The organism is Pseudomonas sp. ICMP22404 (assembly GCF_006227205.1).
Lineage (GTDB): Bacteria > Pseudomonadota > Gammaproteobacteria > Pseudomonadales > Pseudomonadaceae > Aquipseudomonas.
Genome location: NZ_VCNG01000018.1, coordinates 39,592 through 53,222, shown reverse-complemented (window position 1 = coordinate 53,222; position 13,631 = coordinate 39,592). Strand labels below are relative to the sequence as shown.

The following is a 13,631-nucleotide window of genomic DNA, read 5'->3' as shown; positions in this document are numbered from 1 at the left end:
CGGGTCGAGGTCGCCCAAGTCAGACCGGCTCCTGTCCGCGCAACTGGCCATCACCGACCACGATATACTTCTCGCAGGTCAGGCCTTCTAGGCCGACCGGGCCGCGGGCGTGCAGCTTATCAGTAGAAATGCCGATCTCGGCGCCCAATCCGTATTCAAAGCCATCGGCGAAGCAGGTCGGGGTGTTGATCATCACCGACGCCGAATCCACTTCAGCCAGGAAGCGCCGGGTTTCGCCCTGGTGTTCGCTGACGATGGCGTCGGTGTGGTGGGAGCCGTGACGATTGATGTGCTCGATGGCCTGGTCCAGACCGTCGACCACGCGGATCGACAGGATCGGCGCCAGGTATTCGGTGTTCCAGTCCTCTTCGGTGGCTTGCGCCGCCTCGATGATCGCCCGGGTGCGCTCGCAACCCCGCAGTTCGACGCCTTTTTCGCGGAACTGGGCAGCCATCGCCGGCAGGAAGTCCTGGGCAACGGCCTGGTCCACCAGCAGGGTTTCCATCGCGCCGCAGATGCCGTAACGATAGGTCTTGGCGTTGAAGGCGATGCGCTGGGCCTTTGGCAGCTCGGCGTGAGCACTGACGTAGACGTGGCAGATACCGTCCAGGTGCTTGATCACCGGTACACGGGCATCGCGGCTGACCCGTTCGATCAGGCCCTTGCCGCCGCGCGGCACGATGACATCGACGAATTCGGGCATGGTGATCAGCGCGCCGACAGCGGCACGGTCGGTGGTTTCCACCACTTGCACCACGGCGGCCGGCAGACCGGCCTCGGCCAGGCCGCGCTGGATGCAGGCGGCAATGGCACGGTTGGAATGAATCGCCTCGGAACCGCCGCGCAGGATGGTCGCGTTACCGGACTTCAGGCACAGGCTCGCGGCATCGATGGTCACGTTCGGCCGCGACTCGTAGATGATCCCGACCACGCCCAGGGGCACGCGCATCTTGCCGACCTGAATACCCGATGGCCGGTAGCTCATGTCGCGGATCGCCCCGACCGGGTCCGGCAGTGCCGCCACCTGGCGCAGACCGACGATCATGCCGTCGATGCGCGCCGGGGTCAGCGCCAGGCGCTCGAGCATGGCCGGCTCGAGGCCATTGGCCCGGCCGGCGGCCAGGTCGAGCTCATTGGCGGCGGACAACTCGGCGCGAGCGGCGTCCAGCGCATTGGCGGCGGCTTGCAGGGCGCGGTTTTTCTGCGCGGTGCTGGCACGGCCGATGATGCGCGACGCTTCGCGAGCGGCGCGACCCAGGCGGGTCATGTAGTCAAGAACGGACTCAGTCATGGTCTGTGTGGTCTTGGCGAAGAGGAAAGCGGCAGATTATAGCTGTCGTAACCCTCGACTAACAGCATGGACTCACAGTGGTGACCGGCGGAGGCGCAAAACTGTCAGGAATTTCACCTGTTCAGCGGCGATTAAGATTTCCATTGCTATCATCGCCCTTCCTTTGGCCTCAATTCGTCTACTGCCATGACCGATTCGCCACCTACGCCAAACGCCTTGCCCCATGCCTTTTTTGACCGCGACGCCCAGGTGCTCGCCAGGGACCTGCTGGGCAAAGTCATTCGCCACAGGGTCGGCGAGCTGTGGCTCAGCGCCCGAATCATCGAGACCGAAGCGTACTATTTCGCCGAAAAGGGCAGCCACGCCTCCCTGGGCTATACGGAAAAACGCAAGGCACTGTTTCTGGACGGCGGCCACATCTATATGTACTACGCCCGGGGCGGCGACTCGCTGAACTTCAGCGCCCAGGGACCGGGTAACGCGGTGCTGATCAAATCGGCGTACCCATGGGTCGATGGCATCTCCGGTCCGGACAGCCTGGCGCAGATGCTGCTGAACAATCCCGACGCCCAAGGCCGCCCACGTACGCCGCAGAAGCTCTGCGCCGGCCAGACCCTGCTGTGCAAGGCCTTGGGGCTGAAGGTGCCGGAATGGGACGCCAAACGCTTCGACCCTGAACGGTTGCTGGTGGAAGACGTGGCGGTGCCGACGGTCAATGTGATCCAGACCACCCGCCTGGGCATCCCACTGGGACGCGACGAGCATCTGCCCTACCGTTTCGTCGACGCCGCCTACGCACCGTGGTGCACCCGCAACCCGTTGCGGCGCGGACAGGTCGAGGGGCGCGATTATTTTTTGCTGCCATGAGCGATGCAACACAATTTCCTGTGGGAACCAGGTTTTTTTGCTTCACAACAGATCCCCTGTGGGAGCGAGCCTGCTCGCGATGGCGTCCGTACATCCAATATTGATGTTGACTGACACACCGCTATCGCGAGCAGGCTCGCTCCCACAGTAAAACAGTGCACATTCAATGGAGTTGTATTTATGGGCCCATGGCTCGATAGCATCACTGGCTGGCTAGCTGCCAACCCGCAATGGCTGGCGGTGGCGGTGTTCATCGTGGCGTGCGTGGAGTGCCTGGCGATTGCCGGGTTGATCGTACCGGGCACCGTGCTGCTGTTTGCCGTGGCGGTGCTGGCCGGCAGTGGCGCCTTGTCCCTGGGCGAGACACTGTTGCTGGGCTTGCTGGGAGGCTTGCTCGGGGACTTGGCCTCATATTTCCTCGGCCGGCACTTCCACCAGAACATCCGACGCCTGCCGGGACTGCGGCACCACCCGGAATGGATGAACGCGGCGGAAAGCTATTTTCAGCGCTACGGAATCGCCAGCCTGCTGGTGGGACGCTTTATCGGCCCGCTGCGACCGATGCTGCCGATGATCGCCGGGATGTGCGACATGCCCTTCCCCCGCTTTGCCGCCGTCAGCCTGCTGGCCGCGTCGGGCTGGAGCGTGGCGTATCTGTTGCCGGGCTGGGCCACCGGGGCGGCGATTCGCCTGCCGTTGCCCGAAGGCTTCTGGCTACAGGCCGGCATCGTCATCGGCAGCGTCGCGGTGATGATCGGGTTGAGTGTCAACAGCAGCCTGCGGCGTCACCGACATGCCACGGCGCTGATTGCCGGCCTGGGCCTGGTGATCCTGCTTGGCCTGTTCATCGGCTTCCGCTACCTGACGGCCTTCGACCAAGGGTTGATGACCCTGGTCCAGGAACATCGCAGCCCGATGCTGGACGAGATCGCCGTGACCTTCACGCTGATCGGCGAATTCCGCTTCATGCTGATCTTCAGCGCCCTGCTGACCGGATTGCTGTTGCTGGCCCGCCAATGGCGACAGGCGATCTTCGCCGGCGCCACCATGCTGCTCACCGCCCTGGCCAATACCGGCAGCAAGCATTTCTTCGCCCGCGTGCGCCCGGAAATCCTGGCCGATCCGCTGACCAGCTACAGCATGCCCAGTGGCCATGCCTCCGGTTCGTTCGCGCTGTTCCTGGCGCTCGCGGTCCTGGCCGGTCGCGGACAACCGCCACGCCTGCGCCTGACCTGGCTGCTGCTGGGCTGTCTGCCGGCGCTGGCGATTGCCTTGTCCCGGGTGTACCTGGGCGCCCATTGGCCCAGCGACATCCTGGCTGGCGCCATGCTCGCCGCCTGCGTCTGCGCCGCCGTCCTGTGGCTGAGCCAGCGCCAGACTCCGTTGCCCGCCATGCCGCCGAAGATCTGGTGGCTGATCCTGCCGGCGCTGGTGGCCGCATTCAGCTTCTTTGCCCTGCGGCACCTGCCCCATGGGATGCTGCGGTATGCCTATTGATGCAGACTGATTTCATCGGCACAGAGGAATCCCTGTGGGAGCGAGCCTGCTCGCGATGGCGGCGCCTCAGCCAACACCTGCTTCGCTGACACGCCGCCATCGCGAGCAGGCTCGCTCCCACAATGATTTGCGGTGAACAGCCTCAGGCGAAGAGCTCGCCCTGCAACTCATCGAGCAGCGCCTGAATCGCATCCAGGCGCTGTTGCGGATCATCCAGTTGCAGCAAGTCGATCTTGTCCAGCTCATTGAACGGCAGCAGGTAAGCCAGTTGGTTGGCCAATGACTGTTGGCCGGTCGCCTCGGTGCCCATGTTCAGGGCCTCGACCATCGGGTGCTCGGCCAGGGCCTGGAGCAGCGCCACCAGGTCGGCGTCCTCATCCTGCAGCGGTTGCTCCGGTTCATCCTCCAGCCATTCGACATCGGCCACGGTGAGCTGGTCGGCCTGGACACTGCTGCCATGCACGATAAAGCGGCGTCCGCCCTGCACGCGAATTCCCAGCAGGCCATTGTCCTGCTGGGAAAAGTCGGTGATCAGCGCCTCACAGCCGACCCGTGCATAACCTTGCGGCGCGATGCCGACTTCCTGCCCGTCCAGGATGCACACCACCCCGAACCCTTCGCCCTTCTTCATGCAGCGCCCGATCATGTCGAGGTAACGTGCCTCGAATATCTGCAAATCGAGAATGCAGCCGGGGAAAAGCACGGTGTTCAACGGAAAAAGCGGCAAATTCATAACTGTTTCCTAGACCGTCATCGACACCACCAGCGGCAGCAGCACCGCCGTGGCCACGCCCATCAGACTCATCGCCAGCGCCGCAAAGGCGCCGGACTCTTCGCTTTCCTGCAACGCCACCGAAGTCCCTACCGCATGAGCTGTCAGGCCCAGGGCCATGCCCCGGGCTTCAGGGCTGTGGACACCCAGCCTGGTCAGGATGCTCGGGCCCAGGATCGCCCCGAGTACCCCGGTGATCAAGACGAACACCGCCGCCATGGCCGCCACGCCGCCGATCTGCTCGGCCACCAGCATCGCAATCGGAGAGGTCACCGATTTGGGCGCCATGGTCATCAGAATCATGTGCTCGGCGCCAAACGCCCAGCCCAGCAACACCGCGGAGCCGGTGGCGAACACCCCGCCTATCACCAGCGTAGTAAAGATCGGCCAGAACAATTGCCGGATCCGTCGCAGGTTCAGGTACAGCGGCACCGCCAGCGCGACCGTGGCTGGCCCCAGCAGGATGCTGAGGATTTCGGTGCTCTTGCGGTATTCGGCGTAGCTGATGCCGCAACTGACCAGCACACCGATCAGCAGCACCATCGACATCAGCACCGGTTGCAGGAATACCCAGCGGGTCTTTTCGAATGCCGCCAATACCAGTTGATAGGCCCCCAGGGTAATGCCGATGCCGAACAGCGGATGATGGATCACCGACGCCCAGGCGCCCTGCCAGTCGAGGATCATGGCTGGTCCTCTTCCACGGCCGCGACGTGATGCCGGCCCAGGCGCTGCATCAACACCCCGGTGAACGCCATGGACAGGACCAGCGACAACACCAGCGCGCCGACGATGGCCCAGAAATCGGCGGCGATGGCCCGGGCGTAGACCATCACCCCCACCGCCGGCGGCACCAGCAGCAACGGCAAGTAACGCAGCAAGCTGCTGGCGGCCAGGCTCAATGGCTCGGCGACTTCGCCACGGACGATCAAATAGCCCAGCAACAGCAGCAGGCCGATGATCGGCCCCGGCAGCACCGGCAAGAATAAATGATTGATGGCGGTGCCCAGCAATTGGAACAGCACCAGCCAGGTCAGGCCCCGTAGCAACATCCGTCCTCTCCCCTGCAACCTCTACCCAATGAAAGCGCCCGCATTATAAGCACGCCCAGGCTATGGACCGGCATTCGTAAAAAGCATGGTCAGTGACCTGCCCTGTGCGTCATGTTGATCTACAGTGGTTCCCGGGGGCGCCAGTGGCCTGTACGGCTAATTTGAGCACACGAATTGACCACGCAGGCCACCTACCCCCGTACCAAAGATAGAACCGATGAACCAAGGAGAGTCTCAATGCCCTATGTTCCCGTTGCAGCGCTCAAAGATTATGTCGGCAAGGAACTCGGACGTTCCGACTGGCTGACCATCGACCAGGACCGCATCAACCTGTTCGCCGAAGCCACAGGCGACTTTCAGTTCATCCACGTCGATCCGGTCAAGGCCGCACAGACGCCATTCGGCAGCACCATTGCCCACGGCTTCCTGTCGCTGTCGCTGATGCCCAAGCTGATGGAAGACATTCTGATCCTGCCTGAAGGCGTGAAAATGGTCGTCAACTACGGACTGGACAGCGTGCGCTTCATCCAGCCGGTAAAGGTCGATTCCAAGGTGCGGCTCAAAGTCGACCTGGTGGATGCCACCGAGAAAAAACCCGGCCAATGGCTGCTCAAAGCCAACGCCACGCTGGAAATCGAAGGCTCGGACAAACCGGCCTACATCGCCGAACCCCTGTCGCTCTGCTTCGTGTAACCCTTTGCGCATGCGAAACCGCCCAGGCAGTTTCGCACCGCTTCTCTAGTTCTATCGCGCATAGCTGCGGCATACTCGTCGCCTGATTATCTGGATCCCGTTATGCGCTTACTTTTCCCCCTGGCTTTGACCCTCCTGCTGGCCGCCTGCGGCGATGGCGAATCCCTGTTGCCGCCTGACGCACGCCTGCCCGATGGCGGACGCTATCGCGGCGATCTGGTGAACGGGCTGCTGCAGGGCCAGGGACGCATCGACTATCCCAACGGCAGTTGGTATGCCGGACAGTTCGACAAAGGCCAATGGCATGGCACCGGGGAATGGCACGGCAGCAATGGCGAAGTCTATCGCGGCCAGTTCCAGCAAGGCCTGTTCCACGGCCAGGGCAGCCTCGACACGCCCACCAGCAGCTACACCGGTGGCTTCAAGCTGGGGCGACGGGACGGCGAAGGCACGCTCAAGGAAAACGGCGTCACCTACCGCGGCGAATTCAAGGCCGACCGGTATTCGGGCCTCGGCCGCCTGGAGCTCGCCGACGGCAGCCAGTACCAGGGCCCGTTCGCCAACGGCAAGCCCAACGGCGATGGTCAGCGCTTCGATGCCGCCGGCAACCAGTTCACCGGGCATTTCGTCGATGGCCAGCTCCAGGGCAAAGGCACGTTCAACAGCGCCGAAGGCGATGTCTATGTCGGCAGCTTCAAGAACAACCAGCTCAACGGCCGCGGCCGCTACGAAAATGCCGACGGCGACGTCTGGATCGGCCAGTTCAAGGACGGCGCGCTCACCGGCAAGGGCGAGCTGATCGGCGCCGATGGCAGCCATTACCTCGGCCGCTTCAATGAATGGCGCTTTACCGGCCAGGGCCGCCTGAACCTGCCCGATGGCAGTTTTTACATCGGTGCGTTCGAAAACGACAGTTACCACGGGCGCGGCACCCTGGTGCTGACCGACGGTACGGTACAAAGCGGCACCTGGTCCAACGGCCAGCGGGTGCGCGACGCGGATGGCAAGCTGCTGCCGGACGTACTCGAACTCGGCCTGCTGTCACAGGGCCGCCTGCTGGACGACGCCCTGGCCCAGATCCCCGCTTCGACACCAGCAGTGGAGCTGTACAGCCTGACTCTGGGCGGAGACGGCAAGCAAAGCGTGTTCCTGCGCGAATCCGACTATGTTGCCAACATGCTCGCCAGCCGTTTCGGCGCGTTCGGCCAGATCCGCCTGGTCAATCATCGCGATCACCTGGGCGACCGCCCCATGGCGACCCGCGAAAGCCTGCGCCGCGCCGCCAGCACCCTGGCCGAACGCAGCGGCCCGGAAGACCTGATTTTCATCTACCTGACCAGCCATGGCACCAGCGAACATGAACTGGTACTCGACCAGCCACGCATGGAACTGGCCGACCTGCCCGCCGACGAACTGGCCGTGGTGCTGGCACCGCTGAAGAACCGCGACAAGATCGTGGTGATCTCGGCCTGCTACTCCGGCGGTTTCATCCCGGCGCTCAAGGACGAACGCACCCTGGTCATGACCGCTTCACGGGCCGACCGGGTGTCCTTCGGTTGCTCCGAGGAAGCCAACTTCACCTATTTCGGCGATGCGTTGTTCGCCCAGGCGCTGAACCAGACCGACGACCTGGAACAAGCCTTCAAGCTGGCCAAGGCCACTGTGGCCGAACGGGAGCAGGCGGATAATTTCGAGGCGTCCGAGCCGCAGATCTGGGCCCCCAGGACCGTCCTCTCCCACTGGCAACTGCTGCGCAAATTGCAGGCACGAAAAGCATTGCAAAGTGCTGCACTGAACGACGAGGCCAAAAAGAGCAACTAAGCTGAACCGTATCAAGGGGGAAACACTATGTACTTGACGCCTCAGCATGTTTTGCTCGCCGGCGCTACCGGATTGACCGGGGAACACCTGCTGGATCGGCTGCTCAACGAGCCGACCATCAGCCGCGTCCTGGCGCCCTCCCGCCGGCCGTTGGCCGAGCATCCACGCCTGGAAAACCCGGTTGGGGAACCGGACGACGTATTGCCTCACCTCAGCGGCCAGGTCGACATCGCCTTCTGCTGCCTCGGCACCACCATCAAGAAGGCCGGCTCGGAACAAGCCTTTCGCGCGGTGGACCTGGACCTGGTCGTGGCCTTCGCCAAACGTGCCCGGGCGCTGGGCGCACGGCATCTGGTGGTGATCAGCGCCCTGGGGGCTGATGCGAAGTCATCCGTCTTCTACAACCGGGTCAAAGGCGAAATGGAAGTGGCGCTCAAGGCCCAAGACTGGCCGCAGTTGACCATCTGCCGTCCTTCCCTGCTGTTGGGCGAGCGCGTCGAACCCCGCCTGGCCGAGCAATTGGCCGGGCCCTTGTCGAAACTGATTCCCGGCAAGTACCACGGCATCGAAGCCTGCCAACTGGCCCGCGCCATGTGGCGCCTGGCGCTGGAAGAACAGGATGGGGTGCGGGTGGTGGAGTCGGATGAGTTGCGTAAGCTGGGCAAGTGACTCTTAAGGCTGCTGAAACAGGATTTTCAGCAGCAAACTGTGGGAGCAAGGCTTGCCCGCGATGAAGTTGACGCGTTTCTTGCCTTGGAACCGAGGCGGCCGCATCGCGAGCAAGCTTTGCTCCCACAGAAAGTGACCTCGCCATAAGGCCAGGATTCGGTGATTACAACCCACCCGTCGCCTGAAACCCCACTCCCATCGCCGTAAACAACGACAACGGCAATAACAAGGTGTCGAGCAACGCACTGCCCGGCAGATCGACGCCAGGGTAGCTCGGGGCTTCGGCGCCAAAGCGATCCTTGGCGCAACAGCCACCGTTGAGGGCGTAAAGATCCAGGCGAGTACCCGCATACACCACCGGTGCGCCAGGCTTGGCGGCGTCCAGGGTGCGGGCGGTGGCGCAGCCGGTCAGTTGCAGCGCCAGCAGAACGATCAACAGCTTATTCATCACTGCTCAAATGGTGCTCGCCCCAGCGCGGCAACATGTCCTGGGGGATATTCATCAGGTTGAGAATCCGCGCGACCACGAAATCGATCAGGTCGTCGATGGTCTGCGGCTGGTGATAGAAGCCCGGCGAGGCCGGCAAGATGGTCACGCCCATGTTCGACAGCTTGAGCATGTGCTCCAGATGAATGCTCGAATACGGCGCCTCCCGCGGCACGAGGATCAACTGGCGGCGCTCCTTGAGCGTCACGTCTGCGGCCCGTTCGATCAGGTTGTTGCAGGCCCCGGTGGCAATCGCCGACAGCGTGCCGGTGGAACACGGCACCACCACCATGGCCGCCGGCGAGCCGGAGCCCGACGCCACCGGCGACATCCAGTCTTCCTTGCCGTACACCCGGATCTGCCCCGCCGCCGCCCCGGTGTATTCGGTGAGGAAGGCCTGCATCATCTGGGTCTTGGCCGGCAGGGTCACGTCGGTTTCCGTGGCCATCACCAACAGCGCGGCCTTGGAAATGAGAAAGTGCACCTCACGGTCTTCTCGCACCAGGCAATCGAGCAGGCGCAAGCCGTACTGGGCGCCGGACGCACCGGTCATCGCCAGCGTGATGCGCTCCGGACCATTGCTCTCGAAGCGAGTGTTCATTGCAGCGCCTCAGCCAGTTTGCCGTGCAGGCCGCCGAAGCCGCCGTTGCTCATGATCACCACGTGAGTGCCGGGCTGGGCCTGGCTCTTCACGCGCTCGATGATGCCTTCCAGGGAATCGCTGACAATCGACGGCACCGTGCACAGTGCGGCCGTGGCCCCCAGGTCCCAACCGAGGTTGGCCGGCGCATACCAGATCACCTGATCGGCATCGACCACGCTTTCCGGCAGGCCATCGCGGTGGGCGCCAAGTTTCATCGAGTTGGAGCGCGGCTCGATGATCGCGATCAGCGGCGCATCGCCAATACGTTTGCGCAAACCGTCGAGGGTGGTGGCAATGGCGGTCGGATGGTGGGCGAAATCGTCATAGATGGTGATGCCGTGCACGTCGGCGACCTTTTCCATGCGACGCTTGACGCTCTTGAACGCACTCAATGCGGCAATGCCCATCGACGGCACCACACCCACATGACGCGCGGCCGCCAAGGTAGCCAGGGCGTTGGCGACGTTGTGCTGGCCGGTCAGTTCCCACTCCACGACGCCTTGGGACTGGCCTTCGAACATCACCTCGAACTGCGAACCGTCTTCCTTCAGCAACTTGACTTGCCACTGTCCGCCCGCGCCGGTGGTCTGCACCGGGGTCCAGCAGCCCATTTCGATGACCCGCTGCAAGGCCGGCTCGGTGGTCGGGTGAATCACCAGACCTTCGCTCGGAATGGTGCGCACCAGATGGTGGAATTGCCGCTCGATGGCCGCCAGATCAGGGAAGATGTCCGCGTGATCGAATTCCAGGTTATTCAAGATCGCCGTGCGCGGGCGGTAGTGGACGAATTTCGAACGCTTGTCGAAAAACGCACTGTCGTATTCATCGGCTTCGATCACGAAGAAGGGCGTACCGCCCAGGCGCGCCGACACCGAGAAATTCTGCGGCACACCGCCGATCAGGAAGCCCGGACTCATGCCCGCGTGTTCCAACACCCAGGCGAGCATGCTGCTGGTGGTGGTCTTGCCGTGGGTACCCGCCACGGCCAGGACCCAACGGCCCTGCAACACGTGGTCGGCCAGCCACTGCGGCCCGGACACATACGGCAGGCCTTTGTTGAGCACGTACTCCACCGCCGGGTTGCCACGGGACATGGCGTTGCCTATGACCACCAGGTCCGGTGCCGGGTCCAGTTGCGCCGGGTCATACCCCTGGGTCAGCTCGATGCCCTGAGCTTCCAGTTGAGTGCTCATCGGCGGGTAGACGTTGGCGTCGGAACCGGTCACATGATGGCCCAGCTCCTTGGCCAGGACCGCCATCGAACCCATGAAAGTGCCGCAAATACCGAGAATATGGATGTGCATAGTCGACCTCGTAAAACATGGCCGCAGGTTAGCGTAGGGAGGGGGAAATCGCACCTTGTCTTTAAGGCACACCCAAATCCCTGTGGGAGCGAGCCTGCTCGCGATGACGTCGGCACATGCAACATGGCCGCAAGCTGATCCACCGCTATCGCGAGCAGGCTCGCTCCCACAGGGGGGCTTCGGTGCCTGGAGGAGCGGTGATCAGCGAGCGATCGCGTGTTTGCGCAGTTTCCGGTAGAGGGTATTGCGGCTGATGCCCAGTTGCTCGGCCGTGTTGGTCATGTGCCAGCGGGTCTGTTCCAGCGCATTGAGCAACGCCAGACGTTCCGCATCCTCCAGCGGATGTTCGGACGCGGGCGCTTCCTCCAATGCCGGGCGTGCCTGGCGAATCATCGCCGGCAGGTCGTCCAGACCGACCCTGCCACCGTCGCACAACGCGGCGAGGGTGCGCAGGACGTTGCGCATCTGCCGCACGTTGCCCGGCCAGTCGAACGCCAGGAGCGCCCGGCGCGCCGGTTCGTCGATGAACACCGTCTCGGTGCCGCTTTCTTCGGCCAGCAGAAAGTCCAGCAACTGCGACTTGTCGCTGCGCTCGCGCAACGCCGGCAAAGGAATTTCCAAGCCGTTGAGCCGGTAGTACAGGTCCTCACGGAAGCTGCCGTCCTGTACCCGCTCAAGTAATTGCCGGTGGGTGGCGCTGATGATGCGCACGTTCACCGTCTCGGGCTCGCCACCGATGGGCACCACCTGACGATCCTCCAGCACCCGCAGCAAGCGGGTCTGCAAGGCCAAGGGCATGTCGCCGATTTCATCCAGGAACAAGGTGCCGCCGTCGGCCTGTTGCAGCTTGCCGCGCATGCCCTCCTTGCGGGCACCGGTAAAGCTGCCACCGCGATAGCCGAACAGCTCGCTCTCGATCAGGCTTTCGGGGATGGCCGCGCAATTGAGGGCAACGAAGTTTTTCCCGGCGCGCTGGCTGGCGTGATGCACGGCCTTGGCGAAGGCTTCCTTGCCGCAACCGGTTTCCCCATTGATCAGCAGCGGCACATCGCGCTCGAACACCCGCAACGCCTTGCGGAAATGCTCCTGCAGTTGCGCATCCCCCAGGCAGATGCCCGTCAGTCGCGCAGGCTCCATGGCTTTGGGCGCCGGGACAAGCGGAACCGGGATGCTACGAGGCTGACCACGCAGCACCGCGAACAAATGCCGACCATCACGGGTGCGCAGCGGCCAACTGGCGCTGGCCTGGGCGCTGGCCCGGCCCAGCAACTCGTCCAGTGAACAATCGAAAAACGCCTCTACCGGCTGGCCCAGCAAGCCACCACGAATGTGCCCCAGCAGGTTGAGTGCGCTCTGGTTGACGGCGCTGATCCGCCCTTCTCCATCGAACGCCAGCAGCCCTTCGCTGAACAACCCCACGGACTCGGCCTGCAGATGAAAGCGCAGCAGCCATTGATTGTCGAAGCAGCGCAGGAAATAGCAGCTCTCGATCATCTTCGCCGAGAGATTGACCAGCGCCATGGTGTGGAACTGGCTCTGGCGCGACACGTCCGGCCGGGCCGAGGACACGTCGAGCACCGCCAGCAGTTCGCCATGTGGGTCGAACACCGGGCTGGCCGAGCAGGTCAGGCCGGTGTGGCGACCACGAAAATGTTCTTCCTGATGGATGGTCAGCGCCTGGCGCTCCACCAGGCAGGTGCCGATGCCATTGGTGCCTTCGCAGGCTTCGCTCCAATCGGCACCGAGCCAGAGGCCGGCCCGTTCGAAAATCTTGCGCTCGCTGGGAGCGGTGACGCAGTTGAGGATCACGCCCCGGGCGTCGGTGAGCAGCACCGCGTGGCCGGCGCCGGACAATTGCTGGTGCAGGCTGGTCATTTCGGAACCGGCAATGTGCAGCACTTGCTGCAGACGCTCGCGGCTTTCCAGCACCCGGCCATGCTCAAGCACCGTCGGCGCCAGGTTCTGGGCTGGGTCCAGGTGATAGTCCTCGAGGCAGCGCAGCCAGGAACGGGCAATCGACGGATCGCTGCCGGGTCCTTGCAGATGGGCCTTACCCTGGGTAACTGTCAGGACCTGCTGGGCATGGCGACTCAAATGGTTGCTGTGCATTTCTTATTATTCTCCCCGAAGGTTGCGGCCTTGCTGGAGTCACTGCTGAACACCTAGCCCCAGGTAAAGGGTTGTTTCTGTGGGAGCAAGGCTTGCCCGCGATTGCCTTGGCGCGGATCACAGGTAGACCGCGTCATCGTTCATCGCGGGCAAGCCTTGCTCCCACAGGATGCCCGACGTCTCCATCGATACTTGGGCAACTCACAGATTGCCCCAGCATCCTCCAGGCACAAGCGCTTTGCAATGCTGGCGTGACCCGTCGGTCAACGGCTGTCTCACAATTGGCACAAAGTGTCACACCCTCTGTATCGCAATCGTCACGCGGGGCCTCCATTGGTCCGAAGAAATCCCCTCAACGTCTTGATTTCCGGGCTCTGCACGGCAATGGCCCGACCTTTGCTCTAGGCTTAAATACCAGCGCTCAAT

At 63.2% G+C, this 13,631-nt stretch carries 13 protein-coding genes; 5 read left to right on the top strand and 8 right to left on the bottom strand.

Annotated elements, in window-relative coordinates:
• Positions 1 to 19: 19 nt before the first annotated feature.
• On the bottom strand, positions 20 to 1,291 hold the full coding sequence (locus tag FGE05_RS25160) for a glutamate-5-semialdehyde dehydrogenase (protein WP_139649202.1): 1,272 nt from the start codon (positions 1,289 to 1,291) through the stop codon (positions 20 to 22).
• A gap of 186 nt (positions 1,292 to 1,477) precedes the next feature.
• Between FGE05_RS25160 and FGE05_RS25155 the strand changes: the two genes are divergently transcribed.
• Together FGE05_RS25155 and FGE05_RS25150 are read left to right on the top strand one after the other, a co-directional pair.
• The gene (locus FGE05_RS25155; protein WP_139649200.1) at positions 1,478 to 2,158 is read left to right on the top strand and encodes a DNA-3-methyladenine glycosylase; all 681 of its coding nucleotides are present in this window, start codon (positions 1,478 to 1,480) and stop codon (positions 2,156 to 2,158) included.
• 180 nt (positions 2,159 to 2,338) lie between these two features.
• The gene (locus FGE05_RS25150) at positions 2,339 to 3,655 is read left to right on the top strand and encodes a bifunctional DedA family/phosphatase PAP2 family protein (RefSeq protein WP_139649198.1); all 1,317 of its coding nucleotides are present in this window, start codon (positions 2,339 to 2,341) and stop codon (positions 3,653 to 3,655) included.
• A 142-nt stretch (positions 3,656 to 3,797) separates the two neighbouring features.
• Here the strand turns inward: FGE05_RS25150 and FGE05_RS25145 are convergent, their stop codons facing one another.
• From FGE05_RS25145 to FGE05_RS25135, 3 genes are read right to left on the bottom strand one after another with little or no spacing between them, the layout of a single operon-like run.
• A complete protein-coding gene (locus FGE05_RS25145; RefSeq protein ID WP_139649196.1) occupies positions 3,798 to 4,388 on the bottom strand; it encodes an LON peptidase substrate-binding domain-containing protein in 591 nt (196 codons plus the stop codon).
• 9 nt (positions 4,389 to 4,397) lie between these two features.
• Positions 4,398 to 5,114, bottom strand: a complete 717-nt coding sequence (locus FGE05_RS25140) for an LrgB family protein (RefSeq protein ID WP_139649194.1) — start codon at positions 5,112 to 5,114, stop codon at positions 4,398 to 4,400.
• Positions 5,111 to 5,479, bottom strand: coding sequence for a CidA/LrgA family protein (locus tag FGE05_RS25135; RefSeq protein WP_139649192.1), 369 nt, complete (start codon positions 5,477 to 5,479; stop codon positions 5,111 to 5,113). Before FGE05_RS25135 ends, FGE05_RS25140 begins: the two co-directional genes overlap by 4 nt.
• Positions 5,480 to 5,716: 237 nt before the next feature.
• Between FGE05_RS25135 and FGE05_RS25130 the strand changes: the two genes are divergently transcribed.
• The 3 genes from FGE05_RS25130 to FGE05_RS25120 all read left to right on the top strand — a co-directional run bounded on the left by FGE05_RS25130 (position 5,717) and on the right by FGE05_RS25120 (position 8,662).
• Positions 5,717 to 6,172, top strand: coding sequence for a MaoC family dehydratase (locus FGE05_RS25130; RefSeq protein ID WP_139649190.1), 456 nt, complete (start codon positions 5,717 to 5,719; stop codon positions 6,170 to 6,172).
• A 102-nt stretch (positions 6,173 to 6,274) separates the two neighbouring features.
• Entirely contained in the window at positions 6,275 to 7,993 is a 1,719-nt protein-coding gene (locus tag FGE05_RS25125) for a C13 family peptidase (RefSeq protein WP_139649188.1), read from the top strand.
• Between the two features lie 27 nt (positions 7,994 to 8,020).
• The gene (locus tag FGE05_RS25120; protein ID WP_139649186.1) at positions 8,021 to 8,662 is read left to right on the top strand and encodes an oxidoreductase; all 642 of its coding nucleotides are present in this window, start codon (positions 8,021 to 8,023) and stop codon (positions 8,660 to 8,662) included.
• 163 nt (positions 8,663 to 8,825) lie between these two features.
• Here the strand turns inward: FGE05_RS25120 and FGE05_RS25110 are convergent, their stop codons facing one another.
• The 4 genes from FGE05_RS25110 to FGE05_RS25090 form a co-directional block, all read right to left on the bottom strand.
• Positions 8,826 to 9,110 (bottom strand): YceK/YidQ family lipoprotein, encoded by a 285-nt coding sequence (locus FGE05_RS25110; protein WP_041023160.1) that lies wholly within the window; start codon positions 9,108 to 9,110, stop codon positions 8,826 to 8,828.
• Positions 9,103 to 9,750: a flavin prenyltransferase UbiX gene (ubiX, locus tag FGE05_RS25105; RefSeq protein ID WP_139649184.1), complete on the bottom strand. Its 648-nt coding sequence runs from the start codon at positions 9,748 to 9,750 to the stop codon at positions 9,103 to 9,105. Before ubiX ends, FGE05_RS25110 begins: the two co-directional genes overlap by 8 nt.
• A complete protein-coding gene (mpl, locus tag FGE05_RS25100; protein WP_139649182.1) occupies positions 9,747 to 11,096 on the bottom strand; it encodes a UDP-N-acetylmuramate:L-alanyl-gamma-D-glutamyl-meso-diaminopimelate ligase in 1,350 nt (449 codons plus the stop codon). Before mpl ends, ubiX begins: the two co-directional genes overlap by 4 nt.
• Before the next feature lie 201 nt (positions 11,097 to 11,297).
• Positions 11,298 to 13,205 (bottom strand): sigma-54-dependent Fis family transcriptional regulator, encoded by a 1,908-nt coding sequence (locus FGE05_RS25090; RefSeq protein ID WP_139649179.1) that lies wholly within the window; start codon positions 13,203 to 13,205, stop codon positions 11,298 to 11,300.
• Positions 13,206 to 13,631: the final 426 nt, after the last annotated feature.

Bases quoted from the DNA above. Each gene is read 5' to 3' on its own strand.
- FGE05_RS25160 (WP_139649202.1), bottom strand. From the start codon at position 1,291: ATGACTGAGTCCGTTCTTGACTACATGACCCGCCTGGGTCGCGCCGCT.
- FGE05_RS25155 (WP_139649200.1), top strand. From the start codon at position 1,478: ATGACCGATTCGCCACCTACGCCAAACGCCTTGCCCCATGCCTTTTTT.
- FGE05_RS25150 (WP_139649198.1), top strand. From the start codon at position 2,339: ATGGGCCCATGGCTCGATAGCATCACTGGCTGGCTAGCTGCCAACCCG.
- FGE05_RS25145 (WP_139649196.1), bottom strand. From the start codon at position 4,388: ATGAATTTGCCGCTTTTTCCGTTGAACACCGTGCTTTTCCCCGGCTGC.
- FGE05_RS25140 (WP_139649194.1), bottom strand. From the start codon at position 5,114: ATGATCCTCGACTGGCAGGGCGCCTGGGCGTCGGTGATCCATCATCCG.
- FGE05_RS25135 (WP_139649192.1), bottom strand. From the start codon at position 5,479: ATGTTGCTACGGGGCCTGACCTGGCTGGTGCTGTTCCAATTGCTGGGC.
- FGE05_RS25130 (WP_139649190.1), top strand. From the start codon at position 5,717: ATGCCCTATGTTCCCGTTGCAGCGCTCAAAGATTATGTCGGCAAGGAA.
- FGE05_RS25125 (WP_139649188.1), top strand. From the start codon at position 6,275: ATGCGCTTACTTTTCCCCCTGGCTTTGACCCTCCTGCTGGCCGCCTGC.
- FGE05_RS25120 (WP_139649186.1), top strand. From the start codon at position 8,021: ATGTACTTGACGCCTCAGCATGTTTTGCTCGCCGGCGCTACCGGATTG.
- FGE05_RS25110 (WP_041023160.1), bottom strand. From the start codon at position 9,110: ATGAATAAGCTGTTGATCGTTCTGCTGGCGCTGCAACTGACCGGCTGC.
- ubiX (WP_139649184.1), bottom strand. From the start codon at position 9,750: ATGAACACTCGCTTCGAGAGCAATGGTCCGGAGCGCATCACGCTGGCG.
- mpl (WP_139649182.1), bottom strand. From the start codon at position 11,096: ATGCACATCCATATTCTCGGTATTTGCGGCACTTTCATGGGTTCGATG.
- FGE05_RS25090 (WP_139649179.1), bottom strand. From the start codon at position 13,205: ATGCACAGCAACCATTTGAGTCGCCATGCCCAGCAGGTCCTGACAGTT.